Genomic DNA, 18,218 nt, shown 5'->3' on the forward strand with positions numbered 1-18,218 from the left:
CGTCGCCGCCGCCCCCGTTCGATGAACAGGGGTATACGGACACCCACGCAGCCCGTCAACAGGCGAAATGGAACTTTTGCGGATTTTCACGACACAGACATGACAGAGACTGGAAGGCGGCCCCGAGTGGATCGTCGCGCATCTCTCCTGACGGATGGACCTGATCCGACGGATCGATGAGTGGAAGCGCGCTCGCGCACGAGGCGCCTCAATCTCGACATGCTGCCCTTCGACATGCTCATGTCTTGGCGGCCCTTGAAGCCGCCCTCCTCCGACAAGGCGCTCTTGGTGAACCGCGACCGTCTCAAGATCGGCGAGGCCGGCGGCCCGCGGACCCCGCCGGGTCATGCCCACGGGATTCAGCCGGCCCTCGACCTGCTCGGATCGGATGCGACGCGCATCGACCGCCGCGAGGTCAACCTGCGCTGGCTCTGCGCCTCGGCGCTGACCGGCCTCACCGGCGCGGCGCTGATCGGGGCGGCACTGCACGTCTCGCTTCAGGGCGAGGCCTCCTTCGCCGCCATCCCGGAACGGGTGAGCGTGGCGCCCCGGCCCCAGCCGAGCGAGGGCGGCACCAACCTCGCGCGCAAGGGCGACCGCCTCGTGCGCAACCTGATGATCGCCTCGGCCAAGCAAAGTTTCCGCTCGCCGGTGACGGTGCGTCTGGGGGACCGCGAGATCATCAAGGTCCGCCCCTTCGTGCGGATCACCACCGCGCTGTCTATGTCGACCGGGGTGTTCGCCGGCGACATCCCGAAATTCGATCCGATGAAGTTCGTTTCCGACGAGCCGGTCGAGCGGGCGCCTGATCCCGGCTCCGCCGACGCGCCCGGCGCGGAGGTCAGCGTGGTCAAGCGCGACCTCGCCGACGCGACGGTCGAGGCCGGCTCCGCCGCGCTGTCCGACGACGACGTGACGGCGCAGGTCGAGGAGGAGCGCCGGATCTCGGCCGAGGCGGGCCGGCGCACCGCGATCCCGATCGCGCCGCAGATCCTGCTGTCGCGCACCCTGCAGGGCGCGCCGACGCCGGACTTCGCGGGATCGCCCAAGACCGCCAACGACGGCAACCCGTTCAAGTCGATCGAAGTGCTGGTCGTGCCCGAGAACGTGACCAAGCTCGCCAAGGTCGAGTTGCGCCCCAACGAGACGCCGATCGTCGAGGAGCGCGACCTCGCATTGAAGCGCGGCGACACGCTGGAGGCCGTGGTGCGCGCCACCGGCTTCGCCTCGGAAGAGCAGATCCGCGGCATCGTCACGGCGCTCGGCGGTAGGACCAAGACCGGGGCGCTCGCGGAAGGGCAGCAGTTCCGCCTGCAGATCGCCCCCGGCGCGAAGCCCGGCGACCCGCGCCAAGTGACCCGGGTCGTGCTCTACGGCGAGGGCGGGATCGAGGGGATCGCGGCGATCAACGATCGGGGCGCCTTCGTCTCGGTGGCCCCTCCCCCCGAGGAGGCGCCGTCGCAGAAGCCGGCGGCGAGCGCCGAGAACGCTGAGGACGACGAGGAGGATGGCGGCTCGGGTCCGCGCCTGTACCAGAGCCTCTACGAGACGGCGGCCCGGCACGAGCTGCCGCGGGCCACGGTCGAGGACATCGTGCGGGTGTTCAGCTACGACCTCGACTTCCAGCGGCGAATCTCGGCCGGCGACGGCCTCGACGTGTTCTACACCTACGACGAGGATGCCGGCGCCTCGGCCGACCGGCCCGACCTGCTCTACGCCTCGTTGAACCTCGGCGGGGAACAGCGGAAGGTCTACCGCTTCCAGTCCCCGGACGACGGCTCGATCGACTACCTCGACGACCAGGGCCGCTCGCTCAAGAAGTTCCTGATCCGCAAGCCGATCGCCGACGGCATCATGCGCTCGGGCTTCGGCTATCGCCGCCACCCGGTGCTCGGCTACGCCAAGCTCCACACCGGCGTCGACTGGTCGAACCCGATCGGCACGCCGATCGTGGCCGCCGGCAACGGCACCGTGATCCGGGCCGAGATGACCTCGGGCTACGGTCGCCGGGTCGAGATCCAGCACATCAACGGCTACGTCACCACCTACAACCACATGTCGCGGTTCGGGCGCGGCGTCACCGAAGGCGCGCGGGTGCGCCAGGGCCAGGTGATCGGCTACGTCGGCTCCACCGGCCTCTCCACCGGCGCGCACCTGCACTACGAGGTCATCATCAACGGCCACTTCGTCGACCCGATGAAGATCCGGGTGCCGCGCGGGCGCGAGCTCGACGGCCGGATGCTCACCGAGTTCAAGCGCCAACGCGAGCAGATCGACGCGGTGATGCAGAAGTCGAAGAGCGCCACCGCGATGGCGCAGCGCGACGCGGCGGTGCGCTGACGCGGTCTGCCCTTCAGGCGAAGCCGAGCGTCGCGCGGATCGCTTCGGCGGTGTCGCCGCGCGCACGCAGGTCGGCGAGGCTCTCGGACGCCTTCGATTTCGCGAGCTTGCCGCCGTCCGGCCCGAGGATCAGGGCGTGGTGGTGGTAGCGTGGGGTGGGCAAGCCGAGCAGCGCCTGGAGCAGGACGTGCAGGTCGGTCGCCGCCTCGAGGTCGCGACCGCGCACCACATGGGTGACGCCCTGGTGCGCGTCGTCGACGACGACGGCGAGATGATAGCTCGTCGGCACGTCGCGGCGCGCGATCACGGCGTCGCCCCAGCGGACGGGATCGGCGACCCGAAACGTTTCATGAGACACTCCCTCCCCTCCCCGCTCGGCGGGTGATGAGAGAGCGAGATCGGCATAGCCATGGGTGCCGGATTCCGTTGCCAACGCCCGAGCCATGTCGAGCCGCCAGGCGTGCGGCGCGCCGGCGGCGCGGCGGGCGGCGGCGGCCTCCGGGGGGAGGCCGCGGCAGGTTCCGGGATAGAGCGGCGCGCCGTCCGGGTCGCGCGCGGCGCTGCCCTCGGTCGCGACGCGGACGTCGCCGCGGGTGCAGAAGCAGGGATAGGCGAGGCTCCGCGCGATCAGCCGGTCGCGGGCGTCGCGATAGGCCTGCATGTGCTGCGACTGATGGCGGACGGGCGCTTCGAAGCGGAGGCCGAGCCAGGCGAGATCGGACATGATCGCGTCCACCAGCTCGGGCCGCGATCGGGCCGGGTCGATGTCCTCGATCCGTAGCAGAACACGGCCGCCGGTTCGGGCGGCGAGGTCGGCGTTGAGCAGCGCGGAATAGGCGTGGCCGAGATGCAGGCGCCCGTTCGGGCTCGGCGCGAAGCGGAAGGTGGGCCGAGGCGCGCCGGCAGACGTCAACCGCCGACGCGCTGCAGGCAGCGCAGCGGGCCGGGCGTGCAGGCGATGCCCGGCAGCGAGCAGGCCGGACCCTCGGCCTGCCGCCGGCAGACGCTGCAGCCGTCGCCCCATTCGGCGCAGGTCGCGTCCGCGGCCGGCGAGACCGGGCCGTGGGGGGCGCGGTTCGGCAGGAGCACGCCGAGCAGTACCGTCGCCGCCACGAGGGCGGCGATGCCCCAGGCGGCGAGGCCGCCGGGGTCGCGGGACTTCGGGTGCGGGTCGGCGGTCGTGGCGGAAGCGGACATGGTGCCGGTGTTCGCTTGGGGGGACGCGTCCGTCAAGCCGCCCGCGCCACGCGGCGTTCCAGCAGGCCGGGCAGCAGCTTGAGGTCGAGGGGCTTGGCGAGGAACCCGTCGAAGCCGGCGCGGCGGGCGGCCTTCTCGTCCTCGCGGCCCGCGTTGGCGGTGAGCGCCACGAGCTGGAGGCGGCCGGACCGCGCGCGGGCTTCGGCCGCGCGGATGCGGCGGGCGGTCTCGTGGCCGTCGCAGTTCGGCATACGGATATCGATCAGGGCAAGGTCGAACACGCCGCCGTCCGCGATCCGCGCCAGGGCCTCGAGCCCGTCGGCCGCGTGCACCACCTCGGCGCCGAGGCGTTCCAGGGCCTTGGTCGCCAGGAGCGCGTTGATCGGGTTGTCCTCGGCCAGCAGCACGCGCAGGCCCGCGCCCACGCGCGCGGGGGCGGCGCTGGCCGCCTCGGGCGCGACGTCGGCCGGGGGCGCGGGGGCGAGCAGGCGGTCGAACAGCGAGCGGGCGCGAACGGGCTTGATCAGGTAGGTGTCGAAGCCGGCCGCACCCGGCGCGCCGAATTCGCGCCGGTCGAACGGCGAGAGCAGGACGAGGCTGCAGCGCACCCCGCAGGCCCGGGCCTGGTCGGCCAGCCGCCGAACCGCGTCGTCGCCGAGCGCCCGGTCGGCGATCACCGCGTCGAAGCCGACGCCGGCCAGCGCGTCGAGCCCGTCCTTGAGGTTGGGCATCACCACGGCCGCCGCGCCGGAGCGGGCGAGGTTGCGCGCCAGGAACGGCGCCTGGAACGGCGAGTCGGCGACGATCAGCACCTTGCGCGCCGCCAGCACCGGACGCGGCACGGGGGCGGGCTGGTCGTCGGCTTCCGGCAGCGGCAGCACCACGCGGAAGGTCGAGCCGCGGCCGAGCTTCGATTCCACCTCGATCCGGCCGCCCATCCGCAGGACGAGGCGGCGGGTGATGGCCAGCCCGAGGCCGGTGCCCTCGTGGCTGCGGCTGGCGCTGCCGTCGCCCTGCTCGAACTCCTCGAACAGCGAGCCGATGCGGTCCTCGGCGATGCCCGGCCCGGTGTCGGCGACCGTGAGCAGGATCGCGCCGTCGGCTCGCGCCACGCCGACGCCGACGCCACCGGATTGGGTGAACTTCACCGCGTTGCCGACGAGGTTGACCAGGATCTGCCGCACCCGGTCGCCGTCGCCGACCACCAGGGCCGGCACGTCCTCGGCCACGTCGAGGGCGATCTCGATGCCCTTGTCCTGCGCGCGCGGCGCCAGCAGCTCGACCACGGCCTCGGCGGTGGTCTCGACGTCGAACGGTTCGGCTGCGAGGTCGATGCGGCCCGCCTCGATGCGCGAGAAGTCGAGGATGCCGTCGATCAGCGAAAGCAGCGCCTGCCCGCTGGTGCGGACCGCCTGGACGTAGGTGCGCTGCTCGGCGTCGAGGCCCGTGTCGAGGACGAGCTCGGCCATGCCGAGGATGCCGTTGAGCGGCGTGCGGAACTCGTGGCTGACGGTGGCGAGGAAGCGCGACTTGGCGACGCTCGCGGATTCGGCGCGCGAGAGCGCCACATCGAGGGCACGCGCCGACTCGACCCGTCCGGTCACGTCGCGGCCGGCGCGCAGCCATTGGATCGGCTCGCTCCCGCGGGCGATCGGCACCTCGACGAAGGCGAACCAGCGCGGCACGCCGTCGGGTGGCATCACCCGCACCTCGCTCCGGCGCACCCCGTCCGGGCCTGTCTCGGCGCCGGCGGCCTCGAGCACCTGGAGGTCGAGGGTCGCGCCGATCATCGCGAGCGGCGTCCGGTCGAAGAGCGCGGCGTAGCCTTCGTTGGCGAAGGTGATGCGCCCGGCCGCGTCGCGCTGGACGATCACGTCGGTGGTCGCCTCGACCAGGGCGCGGTAGCGGTCCTCGCTCTCCGAGACCTGCCAGATCCGGTCGTGAAGATGCTCGGTGTCGTCCTGGGCGCCCGCCCGCCCACGGCGCGCCCAGGCGAAGGCGACGCTTCCCACGGTGACGAGGAGCGCGAGCGCGACGACGAGGTCCCTGGGGTCCATGCGGATCTCCCCCGGCGTGACGCACCCGGGCAGGGTGGACCATCGCAGGCGAGGCTGAACGATCGGTTGGGAAAGGCGCTTAATCGGAGGTTGCGACGCGCACGCCTCCCGATGTCGCGGCGCGTCGCCGTTCGAGCGTTCCCTCGCCGCAAGCGGTCACCCGCCGCGGGTCATCAACTCTGCGGAAAATCCGCACCCAGGCTGGTCTCGCGCCAGGCTTCGATCTCGGCGAGCCGCGCCTTCAGCTTCGCGGTGACCGCGTCGTAGCCCCAGGCGCCGAGGACGAGGTGGCGCGGGGGATTGTCGATCTCCGCGACGCGGATCATCGCCTCCGCCGCGCGGACCGGGTCGCCGGCCTGGGTGCCGCTCTTCTCCGAGGTGGCGGTCAGCCGCGCGCCTGCGGTCTCGGCGTAGTCGGGGATCGTGCTCGGGGTCTGCTTCAGCGAGCGTCCGGCCCAGTCGGTGCGGAACGGACCGGGTTCGATGCAGGTGACCTTGATGCCGAGGGGCGCGGTCTCGGCGGCGAGCGCGTCCGACCAGCCTTCGACCGCATGCTTGCTCGCGGAGTAGTAGCCCGAGGCGGGAAAGCCGATGAAGCCCGCCACCGAGGTGACGTTGAGGATGCGGCCGCCGCGTTGCGCCCGCATGCCGGGCAGCACCGCGCGGGTCAGCGCGAACAGGCCGAACACGTTGGCATCGAACTGCGCGCGAATCTCGGCCTCGACGCCCTCCTCGACCGAAGCCTGGTAGCCGTAGCCGGCATTGTTCACGAGCACGTCGACGCGGCCGAACGCGGCGTGGGCCGCCGCGACCGCAGCTTCGACCTGGGCTTGGTCGGTCACGTTGAGGGCGAGCGCCAGGGCGCGGTCGCCGACGGCCTCGGCGAGGTCCGCGACGCGGCCGACGTCGCGGGCCGTCACCACCGCGCGCCAGCCGCGGGCGAGCACGGCGCGGGCGAGGTCGCGGCCGAAGCCGGTGGAGCAGCCGGTGATGAACCAGACGGGGGTGGTCGCGGAGGCCATGCGGATCGTCCCGTGCGCCCCGGCGGCCGGGGCGATGCGTGAGGGAAACGCGCATCCGGCCCAGGGCCGGGACGCGCGGCGTCCTCACGCAGATAGGACGCAGCGACGCCCCGGCGACGGGCTGGGCCGTCGCCGGGGCGGGGATCGTGCTGGGCTGCGCTGCGGCAGGCCCGTCGAGATCACTGGACGGCGTAGCGGGCGTGGCCCTCGATGGTGCCGGCATGGTGCTGCACCGGCACCTGGGCCTGGCCGACGAAGTAGGCCTCGACCATCTCACGCACGACCTCGGCGAGGTCGTCGGCGCGGGCGAGGTCGAGCTGCAGGTCGCTGCCGACCGAGCGGCCGAGGCTCGCCGCGCAATGGGTCTTGGCCACGAGCTTCTCGGCGTAGGCCTGGCCGATGCCGGAGACCGAGATCAGGTTGCGGCCGCCGAGCTCCGGGCCGTACTTGATGACGATGCGCTGCTCGGGCTGCGAGGTGCCGCTGAGGACCGCACGCAGGGTGACGAAGTCCTCCTTGTCGATCGCGCAGTCGAGGCCGGCGATGCGGCCGTGGACGTTGTCGCGCTCGTCCAGCACCTCGGACATCAGGGTCAGGACGCCGAGCACCGGCTGCAGCGCGCGCACGCCATCGGCGAGCAGCCGGCTGCGGAAGCCGTTCTCGCGCGCCTCGGAGGCTTCGAGGCTGGCGTGGAAGCGATTCTTGATCTCTGACGGGTTGGTCATGGCGTGTCCTCGGATTCGACTGTCGATCTTTGGCGACCGTGATTCGAGACCTAGGGGTTTTCTTGATCTGCCACAATAGTATGCAAAGTATTCCCGCCTGCCTGCACAATGGGCGGCTGGCGCGTCGATGATCATGCCTCTTTCCGGTGCAGACGGGCGACCCGTCCTCGCGCGCACGAGGACGGGTCGCGAAACCGCTTCCGCTTCACGGGCCGGCGCCGATGGTGTAGGCGCGGCATCGATCCTTCGCCGCGCTCCCCTTCGCGACGCGCGGCACACGTCTCGATACCAGGAACGGACAGGCACCATGGCCGCCCGCATCGACGCCACCTTCGCCCGCTGCCGCGCGGAAGGCCGCGCCGCCCTCGTGACCTACGTGATGGCGGGCGACCCCGACCCCGAGACCTCGCTGAAGGTGCTGCAGGCGTTGCCGGCGTCGGGCGCCGACATCGTCGAGTTCGGCCTGCCCTTCACCGACCCGATGGCCGACGGCCCGGCGATCCAGGCGGCGGGCCTGCGGGCGCTGAAGGCCGGCCAGGGCGTCGCGAAGACGCTCGACCTCGTGCGCCGGTTCCGTGCGGGCAACGCCGACACGCCGGTGATCCTGATGGGCTACTTCAACCCGATCCACACCTACGGCGTGGAACGCTTCCTCGACGACGCGTCGGCGGCCGGCATCGACGGGCTGATCGTGGTCGACCTGCCGCCCGAGGAGGACGACGAGCTCTGCCTCCCGGCGCTGGCCAAGGGCCTCGCCTTCATCCGGCTGGCGACGCCGACCACCGACGAGCGGCGCCTGCCGGCCGTCCTCGCGAACACCGCCGGCTTCGTCTACTACGTCTCGATCAACGGCATCACCGGCACGGCTACGCCGGATTTCGGTGCCGTCGGCACCGCGGTCGGTCGCATCCGCCGCCACACGGCGCTGCCCGTGGTCGTCGGATTCGGCGTGAAGACCGGCGCCCACGCCGCGGCGATCGCCAAGGGCGCGGACGGCGTCGTCGTCGGCTCGGCGCTGGTCGACGCGCTGCACCGGACGCTGGACGGCGCGGGCGCGGCCACCGGCGGCAGCGTCGAGGCGGTCTCGGCGCTGGTGCGCGAGCTCGCGGCCGGGGTGCGCTCGGCCTCCGCCCGCGCCGCCTGACGCGGGCGGCGCTGGTCAAACGGGGCGACGGCCCCGATATGCAGGGCTCACGCTGAGCAAGGCCGATCGACGATCTCGGTCTGATCGAACCGGACGGGCGCTACATGATGGTCGAACCGATGAACTGGATCTCGGAGGTCGTGCGCCCCAAGATCAAGACCCTGTTCAAGCGCGAGACGCCCGAGAACCTCTGGGTGAAATGCCCGGATACCGGGCAGATGGTGTTCCACAAGGAGGTGGAAGGGAACCACTGGGTCATCCCCGGCTCCGAGCACCACCTGAAGATGAGCGCCAGCGCGCGCCTGAAGATGATGTTCGACGAGGGCACCTGGATCGACGTGCCGCTGCCCGAGGTCGCCGTCGACCCGCTCAAGTTCCGCGACGAGAAGCGCTACGCCGACCGCCTCAAGGAGGCGCGCACCAAGACCGGCATGCAGGACGCGTTCAAGGTCGGGTTCGGCCGGGTCGGCGGGCAGCCGATGACGCTGGCCTGCCAGGATTTCGCGTTCATGGGCGGGTCGCTCGGGATGGCGGCCGGCGAGGCCTTCATCCGCGGCGCCGAGACGGCCCTTGAGAAGCGCACGCCCTACGTGATGTTCGCGGCCTCCGGCGGCGCGCGGATGCAGGAGGGCATCCTCTCGCTGATGCAGATGCCGCGGACCACCGTGGCGATCCGGCGCCTGCGCGCGGCCCGCCTCCCCTACGTCGTCGTGCTCACCAACCCGACGACCGGCGGCGTCACCGCCTCCTACGCGATGCTCGGCGACGTGCACCTGGCCGAGCCCGGCGCGCTGATCTGCTTCGCCGGCCCGCGGGTGATCGAGCAGACGATCCGGGAGAAGCTGCCGGACGGCTTCCAGCGCGCCGAGTACCTGCTGGAGCACGGCATGCTCGACCAGGTCGTCCACCGCCACGCGCTGAAGGACACCATCGTGCGGATCTGCGGCCTCCTGATGAACGTCGGGCCGGCCTCGGTGCCGGCGTCCGCGCCGTCCGCGCCGATTCTCGAACCCGCCTGACGCGGCGCGCGCCCATGGATTCCTCCGACGCGCTGATGGCGCGCTTCCTGGCCCTGCATCCGCGCACGATCGACCTGTCGCTCGGCCGCATCCAGAGCCTGCTCGCCCGCCTGAACCATCCCGAGCGCCGGTTGCCGCCGGTGATCCACGTGGCCGGCACCAACGGCAAGGGCTCGACCATCGCCTTCATGCGGGCGATCCTCGAAGCCGGGGGCTTGGCCGCGCACGTCTACACCTCGCCCCACCTCGTGCGCTTCCACGAGCGGATCCGGCTGGGCGGCATCGGCGGCGGCCACTACGTGCCCGAGGACCGGCTCGCCGAGGCCTTCGCCCGCTGCGAGGCAGCCAACGCCGGCGACCCGATCACGGTGTTCGAGATCACCACCGCGGCCGCGCTCCTGCTGTTCTCCGAGGCGCCGGCCGACGTGCTGCTGCTCGAGGTGGGGCTGGGCGGCCGCGTCGACGCGACCAACGTGATCGACACGGTCGCCGCCGCCGTCGTCACGCCGATCGGCCGGGACCACGCCGAGTATCTCGGCGACACCGTCGAGCTGGTCGCCAACGAGAAGGCCGGCATCTTCAAGCGCGGCTGCCCGGCGGTGATCGCCGCGCAGGACTACGCCGAGGCCGACGCGGTCCTGTGTCGCCGCGCGGAAGCCGTGGGCGCGACGCCGGTCTGGGTCGGCAACCAGGACTTCTCGGTGCACGAAGAGAGCGGCCGCCTCGTCTACCAGGACGAGACCGACCTGTTCGACCTGCCGCGCCCGAAGCTCGTCGGCCGCCACCAGTTCACCAACGCCGCCACCGCCATCGCGGGCCTGCGGGCGGCGGGCTTCGGCGACATCGGCGTCGCCGCGGTGGAGGCGGGCCTGCGCAACGTCGACTGGCCCGGCCGGATGCAGCGTCTCGCCCGCGGCCGACTCGCGGCCCTGGTCCCGGCCGGCTCCGAGCTCTGGCTCGATGGCGGCCACAACATCGACGGCGGCCGCATCCTCGCCACCGCGCTCGCCGACCTCGGCGAGCGCAGCGACGTGCCGCTGGTGCTCGTGGTCGGCCTGCTCGGCACCAAGGACGCCGAGGGGTTCCTGCGCCACTTCGTCGGGCTGGCCCGCGCGCTGATCGCGGTGCCGATCGCCGGGCAGATGGCGGCGAGGCCGGCCGTGGAGGTCGCCGAGATCGCCCAGCAGGTCGGCCTGAGCGCGCGCGTCTCGCCGAGCATCGAGGCCGCCCTCACGGCGGTCGCCGACATCGCCTTCGAGCGGCCGCCGCGCATCCTGATCTGCGGCTCGCTCTACCTCGCCGGCGCCGTCCTGACCGCAAACGGCACGCCGCCGACCTGACGCCCGACGGGCCCGGCGGCGTGCGGGCTAGAGCCTGCCGCACGCGAGGTCCGGTCGGCCCGCCATTGCAGAGCTGCCGCATCTGTGGCGCCGATGTTACATCTTGGCTGTGGGAAATCCCGTATTCTCAGCATCGATCGGGCAACATGCTGGGGATCAAGAGAACATGAACAAGCTTCTGACGTCATTGGCCGTCTTCACGGCCCTCACCGCCGCCGCCTCGGCCGCCGACCTGCCGCGTCGCGCTCCGCCGCCGGTCTTCACGCCCGTCCCGGTGTTCACCTGGACCGGCTTCTACTTCGGTGTGAACGCCGGCTACGGCTTCAACGCCGGCAACACCACCGCCCCGACCGTCGTCGGCGTCTCGCCGGGTAACGCGATCTTCGCCGGCCCCGCCGTCGGCGGTGTGCCCGCTGGCAACCGCGCTGGCGTCCTCGCCTTCGGCAACAACAGCGGCAACGACGGCTTCACCGGCGGTGGCCAGGTCGGCTACAACTACCAGTTCACCCCGGGTTCGGGTGTCGTGATCGGCATCGAGGCCGACGCCCAGTACGTCGACTTCGGGCAGAACCGGAACCGCTTCTCGTCCGCCACGGTCGCCGGCGGCGGCATCCTGCCGGGCACCCTCGTGTTCAACCCGTCGGGCCTTTCCAGCCTCGACTACTTCGGCACCGTGCGCGGTCGTCTCGGCTACGCCTTCGACAAGGCCCTGTTCTACGCCACCGGCGGTTTCGCCTACGGCTCGGGCGGCGGTCGTGACTTCGGCCTGCCGAACCGTTCGACCGACTCGTTCCAGACCGGTTACGCGGTCGGCGGTGGCGTCGAGTACGCGCTCCCCACCGACTCGTTCCTGAACTTCTTCCGTTCGTCGGCCGTGACCCTCAAGGTCGAAGGCCTGTACGTGAACCTGAACCAGGGCAACCGCAACAACGGCATCTTCGCCGTCAACTCGGCCGGTACGCCGGTCGGCGTCGGCAGCCCGGGCGTCACGCTCGTGTCGGGCGGCAACGTCCGTCGCGACACCGAGTTCGCCGTCGTCCGCGCCGGCCTGAACTACAAGTTCGGCTCCTACTAGGATCCGACCTCCGACCCATGGGCCGTCCAGAGCCCGGGGTCGACTCGAACCATTCGAATTGGGTTTCGAAACGGAGAAAGCCCGGCCTCGCGGCCGGGCTTTCTTTTTGCGCGTGAAGCGATGCGCACGAAAAAGCCCGCCTCCTCGAGGAGGCGGGCCTGTTCGGCCGACGCGGGCGTCAGGCGCTCGCGGTTTGCGCGCTGATCCAGCGGGACAGGTCGCCCTTCGGCGCCGCGCCGACCTTCTGGTCGACCCGCTCGCCGTTCTTGAACAGCAGCAGCGTCGGGATCGAGCGGATCCCGTACTGTGAGGCGATGCCGGGATTCTCATCCACGTTCACCTTCGCGATCTTCACGCGGCCCTGCATGTCGGAGGCGATCTCCTCGAGCGCCGGACCGATCTGCCGGCAGGGACCGCACCACTCCGCCCAGAAATCCACGACCACGGGCTCGACGGACTTGAGGACGTCCTGCTCGAAGCTCGCGTCGGTCACTTTCACCGTCGCCATCGGAAAATACCCTTCTCGAAAGGCCGCCCGGGCGCCTGCAACAGGCCGCCCGCCGACCGGTGCCATGAGACTTGGCGACCGGGCGTCCTGCGGTCAAGGCGGCGGAGGGGGCCGCATGCCGGCTGCCCACCCGGTTCATGACGAATCGCACACGAAGCGCCGTGCGACGGGGGCCGGGTCCCCGCGCGCTCGCTTTGGTGGAGGCCCCGCCCCATGTGAGTCGGAACGCCCGGGCGACGGTCCGTATCCGCCGCCCGGGCGTTTGGACCCGATCCAGGAGGATTCTCGACGGTGACAGGATTTTTGCAGGTGCCGCGCTTCCGTTCCCTCACGCTCGCCACCGTGGCGGCGGTCGCGCTCGCACCGGTCGCATTCGGCGAGGAGAGCGCCGCCCCGCGGCCGTCGCGCATCGAGGGCGATGCCTTCAGCGTGCCCGCGGCCAAGACCGCCGGCGACGCGCCCGCCGAGACTGCCGCGCCGAACACCGCCTACAAGCCGCTGCTGCCGAACCAGACCCGTGCCCCGAAACCCGCCGAGGCCGTGAAGGTGGACGTCGCCACGGTGGCCAAGGGCCTCGCGAGCCCGTGGGCGATGGAGTTCCTGCCGGACGGCCGGATGATCGTCACCGAGAAGGCGGGCAAGATCCGCATCGTCGCGAAGGACGGTACCGTCGGCCCGGCCATTTCCGGCGTGCCGAAGGTCGACGCCCGCGGCCAGGGCGGCCTGCTCGATATCGTGCTCGGGCCGACCTTCGCCACCGACGGGCAGGTGTTCTTCAGCTTCAGCGAGCCCCGCGGCAAGGGCAACGGCACGACCGTGGCGAAGGCCAAGCTCCTCCAGGACGGCAAGGGCGGGGGCAGGCTCGACGACGTGAAGGTCGTGTTCCGGCAGATGCCGACCTACGACGGCGACAAGCACTTCGGCTCGCGCCTCGTCTTCGCGCCCGACGGCATGCTGTTCGTCACGGTGGGCGAGCGCTCCGACAAGGCGACGCGCGGGCAGGCGCAGGACCTGTCGAGCGGCCTCGGCAAGGTCTTCCGCATCGACGCCGAGGGCCAAGCCCCCAAGGACAACCCGTTCTACGGCAGCGACAAGGCCAAGCCCGAGATCTGGTCCTACGGCCACCGCAACGTCCAGGCCGCGGCCCTCGACGGGCAGGGCCGGCTCTGGACCGTGGAGCACGGCCCCCGCGGCGGCGACGAGCTGAACCGGCCGCGCCCCGGCCTCAACTACGGCTGGCCGGTGGCGACCTACGGCATCGAGTATTCCGGCGAGCCGCTCGGCGAGGGCGTGACCCAGGCCGCCGGCACGGTGCAGCCAGTCTACTACTGGGACCCGGTGATCGGCCCCTCCGGCATGGCGCTCTACACCGGCACGCTCTTCCCCGCCTGGAAGGACGACTTCCTCGTCGGCGGCCTCGTCAGCGAGGGGATCGTGGTGCTGAAGCGCGACGGCGACAAGGTCGTCACCGAGGAGCGCGTGCCCCTCGATGCCCGCATCCGCGACGTCCGCGTCGGACCGGACGGCGCGGTCTACGCTGTCACCGACGGCGCGGACGGCCGCATCCTGAAGCTGACCCCCAGGGCCGACGCCGGCTGATCGGGGCATCGCTTGCCGAACGCACGCGACGCGTTCGGGCGCCCGTTGGTGTTCCTTCCACGTGCTGCCAGAGACCGTATTCACACAGCTCGCCGCGCATCCCGAGGGAGGCGCGGCTTCCCCTCTCCCCGCGGGCGGGGAGAGGCTCGGCTGCACCCCGTCGTGCAGCCGGGGAGCGGCGGCGAAGCCGAAGCGACGGTGAGGGGGAGTATGCGGAAGAGCCTCCTCCGGCGTCGCCCCCTCACCGTCGGCCGCCGCCTCGCTTTGCCGACGACGAGGTCGGCAATGCCCTCTCCCCGCAGGCGGGGCGAGGGGATGCGCGCAGAGCGGATCGACAGCAGCGGCGATGTGTGAATTCGGTAGGTTTGCCGGGAAGGGACAGCACCACAACTTCGCAGCAGCCGACGAACGTGCGTCGCTACCGCCGCCGCTCCCCATTCACGTAGATCGCCGCGCCTAGCATCATCGCGGCGAGGGTGAACCAGGTCAGCGCGTAGACGAGGTGGTTGTTGTGGAAGGCCACCACCGTCAGGCCGCCGACCGGGAGGCCGCCCTCCGGCCCGGCATCCGCATCGATGAAGTACGGCGCCACGTCGGACAGCCCGCGGGCCGATGCGATGACCGCGACGTCGCGCGAGTACCAGCGATTCTCGGGCGGCGCGTTGCTGCGGAGGAACGCGCCGCCGGGTTCGGTCAGCCGCAGCAACCCGGTGACCACGACCTCGCCCTCGGGCCGGCGCCAGCCCGCCGGGTCGCGGCGGTCGGACGGGACGAAGCCGCGGTTCACTAGGACCGTGAAGCCCTCGGAGACCAGCGGGGTCAGAACCCAGAACCCACCGCCGAGCGCCGTCACGGCCTGGACCAGCGTCGTGGATTCGTGGCGGAAGCGGCCCGACACCCGCACGTGCCGGTAGGCGTCGGACGCCTCGGTGACCGAGGGCCAGGCTGCGGGTCCCGGGGCAGGCGTCGGCGCCGCGCTCACCCGCGCCTCGACGCGGGCGATGAGGTCGAGTTTCCAGGTCCGGCGCTCGACCTGCCAGATCCCGAGGGCGACGAGCCCCGTGACCGCCAGCGCGCTCGCAAGGTTGAAGGCCGCCCGGCCGAGGCGGATCGTCCTCAGGGCTTGTGGTGCATCAAGTCGTGCGGGGAGGCCGGCATCATGTTGTTGTTCAGGTGATACATCACCCAGATCGAGCCGGTCAGCGTGATCACGACGAGGGTCAGCGTGAAGATCAGGGCGAGGATGGTCCATCCCCCTTCCGACTTCGTGTTCATGTGCAGGAAGTAGATCATGTGGACCACGATCTGCACCACCGCGAAGGCCATGATGATCAAGGTGGTGTGCACGGCGTTGCCGAGCACGTCGCTCATCACCAGCCAGAACGGGATCGCGGTGAGGATCACCGAGAGCACGAAACCGGTCATGTAGCTGCGGAACGACCCGTGCGCGCCGGTCCCGGGACCATGCGCGTCGTGGCCGTGGCCGTGCGGCTCGGCGTGGGTGCCCGCCCCCGTCGCTAGACTCACTGCAGCACTCCCATCAGGTACACGAAGGTGAACACGCCGATCCAGACCACGTCGAGGAAGTGCCAGAACATCGACAGGCACATCAGCCTGCGCTTGTTCTCGACGATCAGCCCCTTCTGGGCGGTCTGCACCATCAGCACGATCAGCCAGACGATACCGAGCGACACGTGCAGGCCGTGGGTGCCGACGAGGGCGAAGAACGAGGACAGGAAGGCCGAGCGCTGCGGCGTCGCGCCCTCGTGGATCAGGTGGGCGAACTCGTAGAGCTCGATGCCGATGAAGCAAGCGCCGAACAGGCCGGTGATGGCCAGCCAGAGCTGCATCGTCTTGAGGTTGTCCTTCTCCATCTCCAGCATTGCGAAGCCGTAGGTGATGGAGGACAGGAGCAGCATCGAGGTGTTGAGCGCCACCAGCGGCAGCTCGAACAGGTCTCGCGGCGAAGGCCCGGCCGCGTAGTTGCGGCCGAGCACCCCGTAGGTGGCGAACAGCACCGCGAAGATGAGGCAATCGCTCATCAGGTACATCCAGAAGCCGAGCATGGTGCTCGACTCGTGGGCGTGGTCCTCCTCGAGGTAGAAGGCCGGTGCCTCGGCGCCCGGCGGGGCGGTGTCGGTGTGCATCATCGGCTCAGGCCCGCCCCGCCATCACGCTCGTACGCTGTCCTTCGGCCCGTACCACGTCGGCGGCGGGGATGTAGAAGTCGCGGTTGTAGTTGAAGGTGTGGATCACGGTGACCAGGAACATCGTCGCGAAGGTCGCCGCGGCGAGCCACCAGATGTACCAGATCATCGCGAACGAGAAGCCGATCGAGACCACGCCGAGGATCACGCCGGTGGCGGTGTTCTTCGGCATGTGGATCGCCCGGTAGCCCTCCACCGGCCGTGCGTAGCCGCGCTTCTTCATGTCGGACCACGCGTCGAGGTCGTGGATCACCGGGGTGAAGGCGAAGTTGTAGTCCGGCGGCGGCGAGGCGGTGGACCATTCGAGGGTCCGGCCGTTCCACGGGTCGCCGGTGAGGTCGCGCAGCGCCTCGCGGTTTCGGATCGAGACCACGAACTGCACGATCATCGACAGGATGCCGAGCAGGATCAGCACCGCGCCGAAGGCGGCGACGACGAACCAGATCTGAAGGGACGGGTCGTCGAAGTGGTTGGCGCGGCGCGTCACGCCCATCAGGCCGAGCACGTAGAGCGGCATGAAGGCGAAGTAGAAGCCCACCGTCCAGAACCAGAACGACATCTTCCCCCAGAACGGGTCGAGCTTGAACCCGAAGGCCTTCGGGAACCAGTAGGTCACGCCGGCGAACATCCCGAACAGCACGCCGCCGATGATCACGTTGTGGAAGTGCGCGATCAGGAACAGCGAGTTGTGCAGCACGAAGTCGGCCGGGGGCACGGCGAGCAGCACGCCGGTCATGCCGCCGATGGTGAAGGTGACCATGAAGCTCACGGTCCACATCATCGGCAGCTCGAACCGGATGCGGCCGCGATACATCGTGAACAGCCAGTTGAAGATCTTCGCACCCGTCGGGATCGAGATGATCATCGTCGTGATGCCGAAGAACGAGTTCACGTCGGCGCCCGAGCCCATCGTGAAGAAGTGGTGCAGCCAGACCAAGTACGACAGGATGGTGATGACCACCGTGGCGTAGACCATCGAGGCGTAGCCGAACAGGCGCTTGCCGGAGAAGGTCGAGGTGACCTCCGAGAAGATGCCGAAGGCCGGCAGGATGAGGATGTAGACCTCCGGGTGGCCCCAGATCCAGATGAGGTTGAAGTACATCATCGGGTTGCCGCCGAGGTCGTTCGTGAAGAAGTGCGTGCCGACGTAGCGGTCCATCGACAGCAGGGCGAGGACGGCGGTGAGGATCGGGAAGGCCGCCGTGATCAGCACGTTGGTGCAGAGCGAGGTCCAGACGAAGATCGGAAGCTTCATCATGGTCATGCCCGGCGCGCGCATCTTCACGATGGTCGCGATCAGGTTGATGCCCGACAGCAGCGTGCCGATGCCGGCGATCTGCAGCGCCCAGATGTAGTAGTCGACGCCGACGCCCGGGCTCATGTCCGCGCCCGAGAGCGGCGGGTAGGCGAGCCACCCGGTGCGGGCGAACTCGCCGACGAACAGCGAGGCCATGACCGTCATGGCGCCCGAGACCGTCATCCAGAACGAGAAGTTGTTGAGGAACGGGAAGGCCACGTCGCGGGCGCCGATCTGCAGCGGCACGACGTAGTTCATCAGGCCGGTGACGAACGGCATCGCCACGAAGAAGATCATGATCACGCCGTGCGCCGTGAAGATCTGGTCGTAGTGGTGCGGCGGCAGGTAGCCCTCGTTGGCGCCGAACGCCACCGCCTGCTGGGCGCGCATCATGAGCGCGTCGGCGAAGCCGCGGAGCAGCATCACGAAGGCCAGCACGATGTACATCACGCCGATCTTCTTGTGGTCGACCGAGGTCAGCCAGTCCCGCCACAGCGGGCCCCAGAAGCGGTAGTAGGTGATCGCGCCGAGGACGACGAGGCCGCCGAGCGCCACCATGGCGAAGGTCACCTGCAGAATCGGCTCGTGGTAGGGGATGTCTTCCAGGGAGAGCCGTCCGAAGACGAGCTTCTGGAGATCCGGATTGGAGAACATGGGTTCGATCCGTTGAGGGTGGTGCGGCGGCGAG

16 protein-coding genes are annotated in these 18,218 nt (G+C 70.4%); 6 read left to right on the top strand and 10 right to left on the bottom strand.

Annotation, left to right across the window (positions count from 1 at the left end; translation table 11 throughout):
• Positions 1-288: 288 nt before the first annotated feature.
• On the top strand, positions 289-2,340 hold the full coding sequence (locus FV234_RS17645; protein WP_238271024.1) for a M23 family metallopeptidase: 2,052 nt from the start codon (positions 289-291) through the stop codon (positions 2,338-2,340).
• Between the two features lie 13 nt (positions 2,341-2,353).
• Here FV234_RS17645 and gluQRS read toward each other — a convergent pair whose 3' ends face one another.
• The 5 genes from gluQRS to FV234_RS17670 all read right to left on the bottom strand — a co-directional run bounded on the left by gluQRS (position 2,354) and on the right by FV234_RS17670 (position 7,341).
• Entirely contained in the window at positions 2,354-3,253 is a 900-nt protein-coding gene (gene gluQRS, locus FV234_RS17650; RefSeq protein ID WP_238270876.1) for a tRNA glutamyl-Q(34) synthetase GluQRS, read from the bottom strand.
• Complete coding sequence (locus FV234_RS17655; protein ID WP_147761722.1) at positions 3,250-3,537, bottom strand: hypothetical protein; 288 nt, start codon at positions 3,535-3,537, stop codon at positions 3,250-3,252. The genes gluQRS and FV234_RS17655 overlap by 4 nt, the downstream gene beginning before the upstream one ends.
• 32 nt (positions 3,538-3,569) lie before the next feature.
• Positions 3,570-5,594, bottom strand: coding sequence for an ATP-binding protein (locus FV234_RS17660; protein ID WP_147830686.1), 2,025 nt, complete (start codon positions 5,592-5,594; stop codon positions 3,570-3,572).
• A 173-nt stretch (positions 5,595-5,767) separates the two neighbouring features.
• A complete protein-coding gene (locus FV234_RS17665) occupies positions 5,768-6,616 on the bottom strand; it encodes an oxidoreductase (protein WP_147830689.1) in 849 nt (282 codons plus the stop codon).
• A 179-nt stretch (positions 6,617-6,795) separates the two neighbouring features.
• A complete protein-coding gene (locus tag FV234_RS17670) occupies positions 6,796-7,341 on the bottom strand; it encodes a hypothetical protein (protein WP_147830691.1) in 546 nt (181 codons plus the stop codon).
• A 307-nt stretch (positions 7,342-7,648) separates the two neighbouring features.
• Between FV234_RS17670 and trpA the strand changes: the two genes are divergently transcribed.
• The 4 genes from trpA (at position 7,649) to FV234_RS17690 (ending at position 11,919) form a co-directional block, all read left to right on the top strand.
• Positions 7,649-8,485: a tryptophan synthase subunit alpha gene (trpA, locus tag FV234_RS17675; protein ID WP_147751841.1), complete on the top strand. Its 837-nt coding sequence runs from the start codon at positions 7,649-7,651 to the stop codon at positions 8,483-8,485.
• A gap of 107 nt (positions 8,486-8,592) precedes the next feature.
• Positions 8,593-9,504, top strand: coding sequence for an acetyl-CoA carboxylase, carboxyltransferase subunit beta (gene accD / locus FV234_RS17680; RefSeq protein WP_147812875.1), 912 nt, complete (start codon positions 8,593-8,595; stop codon positions 9,502-9,504).
• A gap of 14 nt (positions 9,505-9,518) precedes the next feature.
• On the top strand, positions 9,519-10,844 hold the full coding sequence (locus tag FV234_RS17685; RefSeq protein WP_147830693.1) for a folylpolyglutamate synthase/dihydrofolate synthase family protein: 1,326 nt from the start codon (positions 9,519-9,521) through the stop codon (positions 10,842-10,844).
• A 166-nt stretch (positions 10,845-11,010) separates the two neighbouring features.
• Positions 11,011-11,919: a porin family protein gene (locus FV234_RS17690; protein WP_147830695.1), complete on the top strand. Its 909-nt coding sequence runs from the start codon at positions 11,011-11,013 to the stop codon at positions 11,917-11,919.
• A gap of 178 nt (positions 11,920-12,097) precedes the next feature.
• Here FV234_RS17690 and trxA read toward each other — a convergent pair whose 3' ends face one another.
• Positions 12,098-12,427 (bottom strand): thioredoxin, encoded by a 330-nt coding sequence (trxA, locus tag FV234_RS17695; protein ID WP_147751865.1) that lies wholly within the window; start codon positions 12,425-12,427, stop codon positions 12,098-12,100.
• A 309-nt stretch (positions 12,428-12,736) separates the two neighbouring features.
• Here trxA and FV234_RS17700 point away from each other — a divergent pair, with 309 nt between their 5' ends.
• Positions 12,737-14,026 (top strand): PQQ-dependent sugar dehydrogenase, encoded by a 1,290-nt coding sequence (locus tag FV234_RS17700; RefSeq protein ID WP_147830697.1) that lies wholly within the window; start codon positions 12,737-12,739, stop codon positions 14,024-14,026.
• Positions 14,027-14,444: 418 nt separating this feature from the next.
• On the opposite strand, the gene FV234_RS17705 is transcribed toward FV234_RS17700, so the two are convergent.
• Genes FV234_RS17705 through cyoB form a run of 4 tightly spaced genes read right to left on the bottom strand, consistent with a single transcriptional unit; the run spans position 14,445 to position 18,184 of the window.
• Entirely contained in the window at positions 14,445-15,137 is a 693-nt protein-coding gene (locus FV234_RS17705; RefSeq protein ID WP_147830719.1) for an SURF1 family protein, read from the bottom strand.
• Between the two features lie 5 nt (positions 15,138-15,142).
• Positions 15,143-15,553 (bottom strand): cytochrome o ubiquinol oxidase subunit IV, encoded by a 411-nt coding sequence (gene cyoD / locus FV234_RS17710; RefSeq protein ID WP_147751845.1) that lies wholly within the window; start codon positions 15,551-15,553, stop codon positions 15,143-15,145.
• Positions 15,550-16,176, bottom strand: coding sequence for a cytochrome o ubiquinol oxidase subunit III (gene cyoC / locus FV234_RS17715; RefSeq protein WP_147751846.1), 627 nt, complete (start codon positions 16,174-16,176; stop codon positions 15,550-15,552). Before cyoC ends, cyoD begins: the two co-directional genes overlap by 4 nt.
• Before the next feature lie 4 nt (positions 16,177-16,180).
• Positions 16,181-18,184, bottom strand: a complete 2,004-nt coding sequence (gene cyoB / locus FV234_RS17720; protein WP_147761725.1) for a cytochrome o ubiquinol oxidase subunit I — start codon at positions 18,182-18,184, stop codon at positions 16,181-16,183.
• Between the last annotated feature and the right edge of the window lie 34 nt (positions 18,185-18,218).

Source organism: Methylobacterium sp. WL8 (assembly GCF_008040045.1).
GTDB classification, from domain to species: domain Bacteria; phylum Pseudomonadota; class Alphaproteobacteria; order Rhizobiales; family Beijerinckiaceae; genus Methylobacterium; species Methylobacterium cerastii.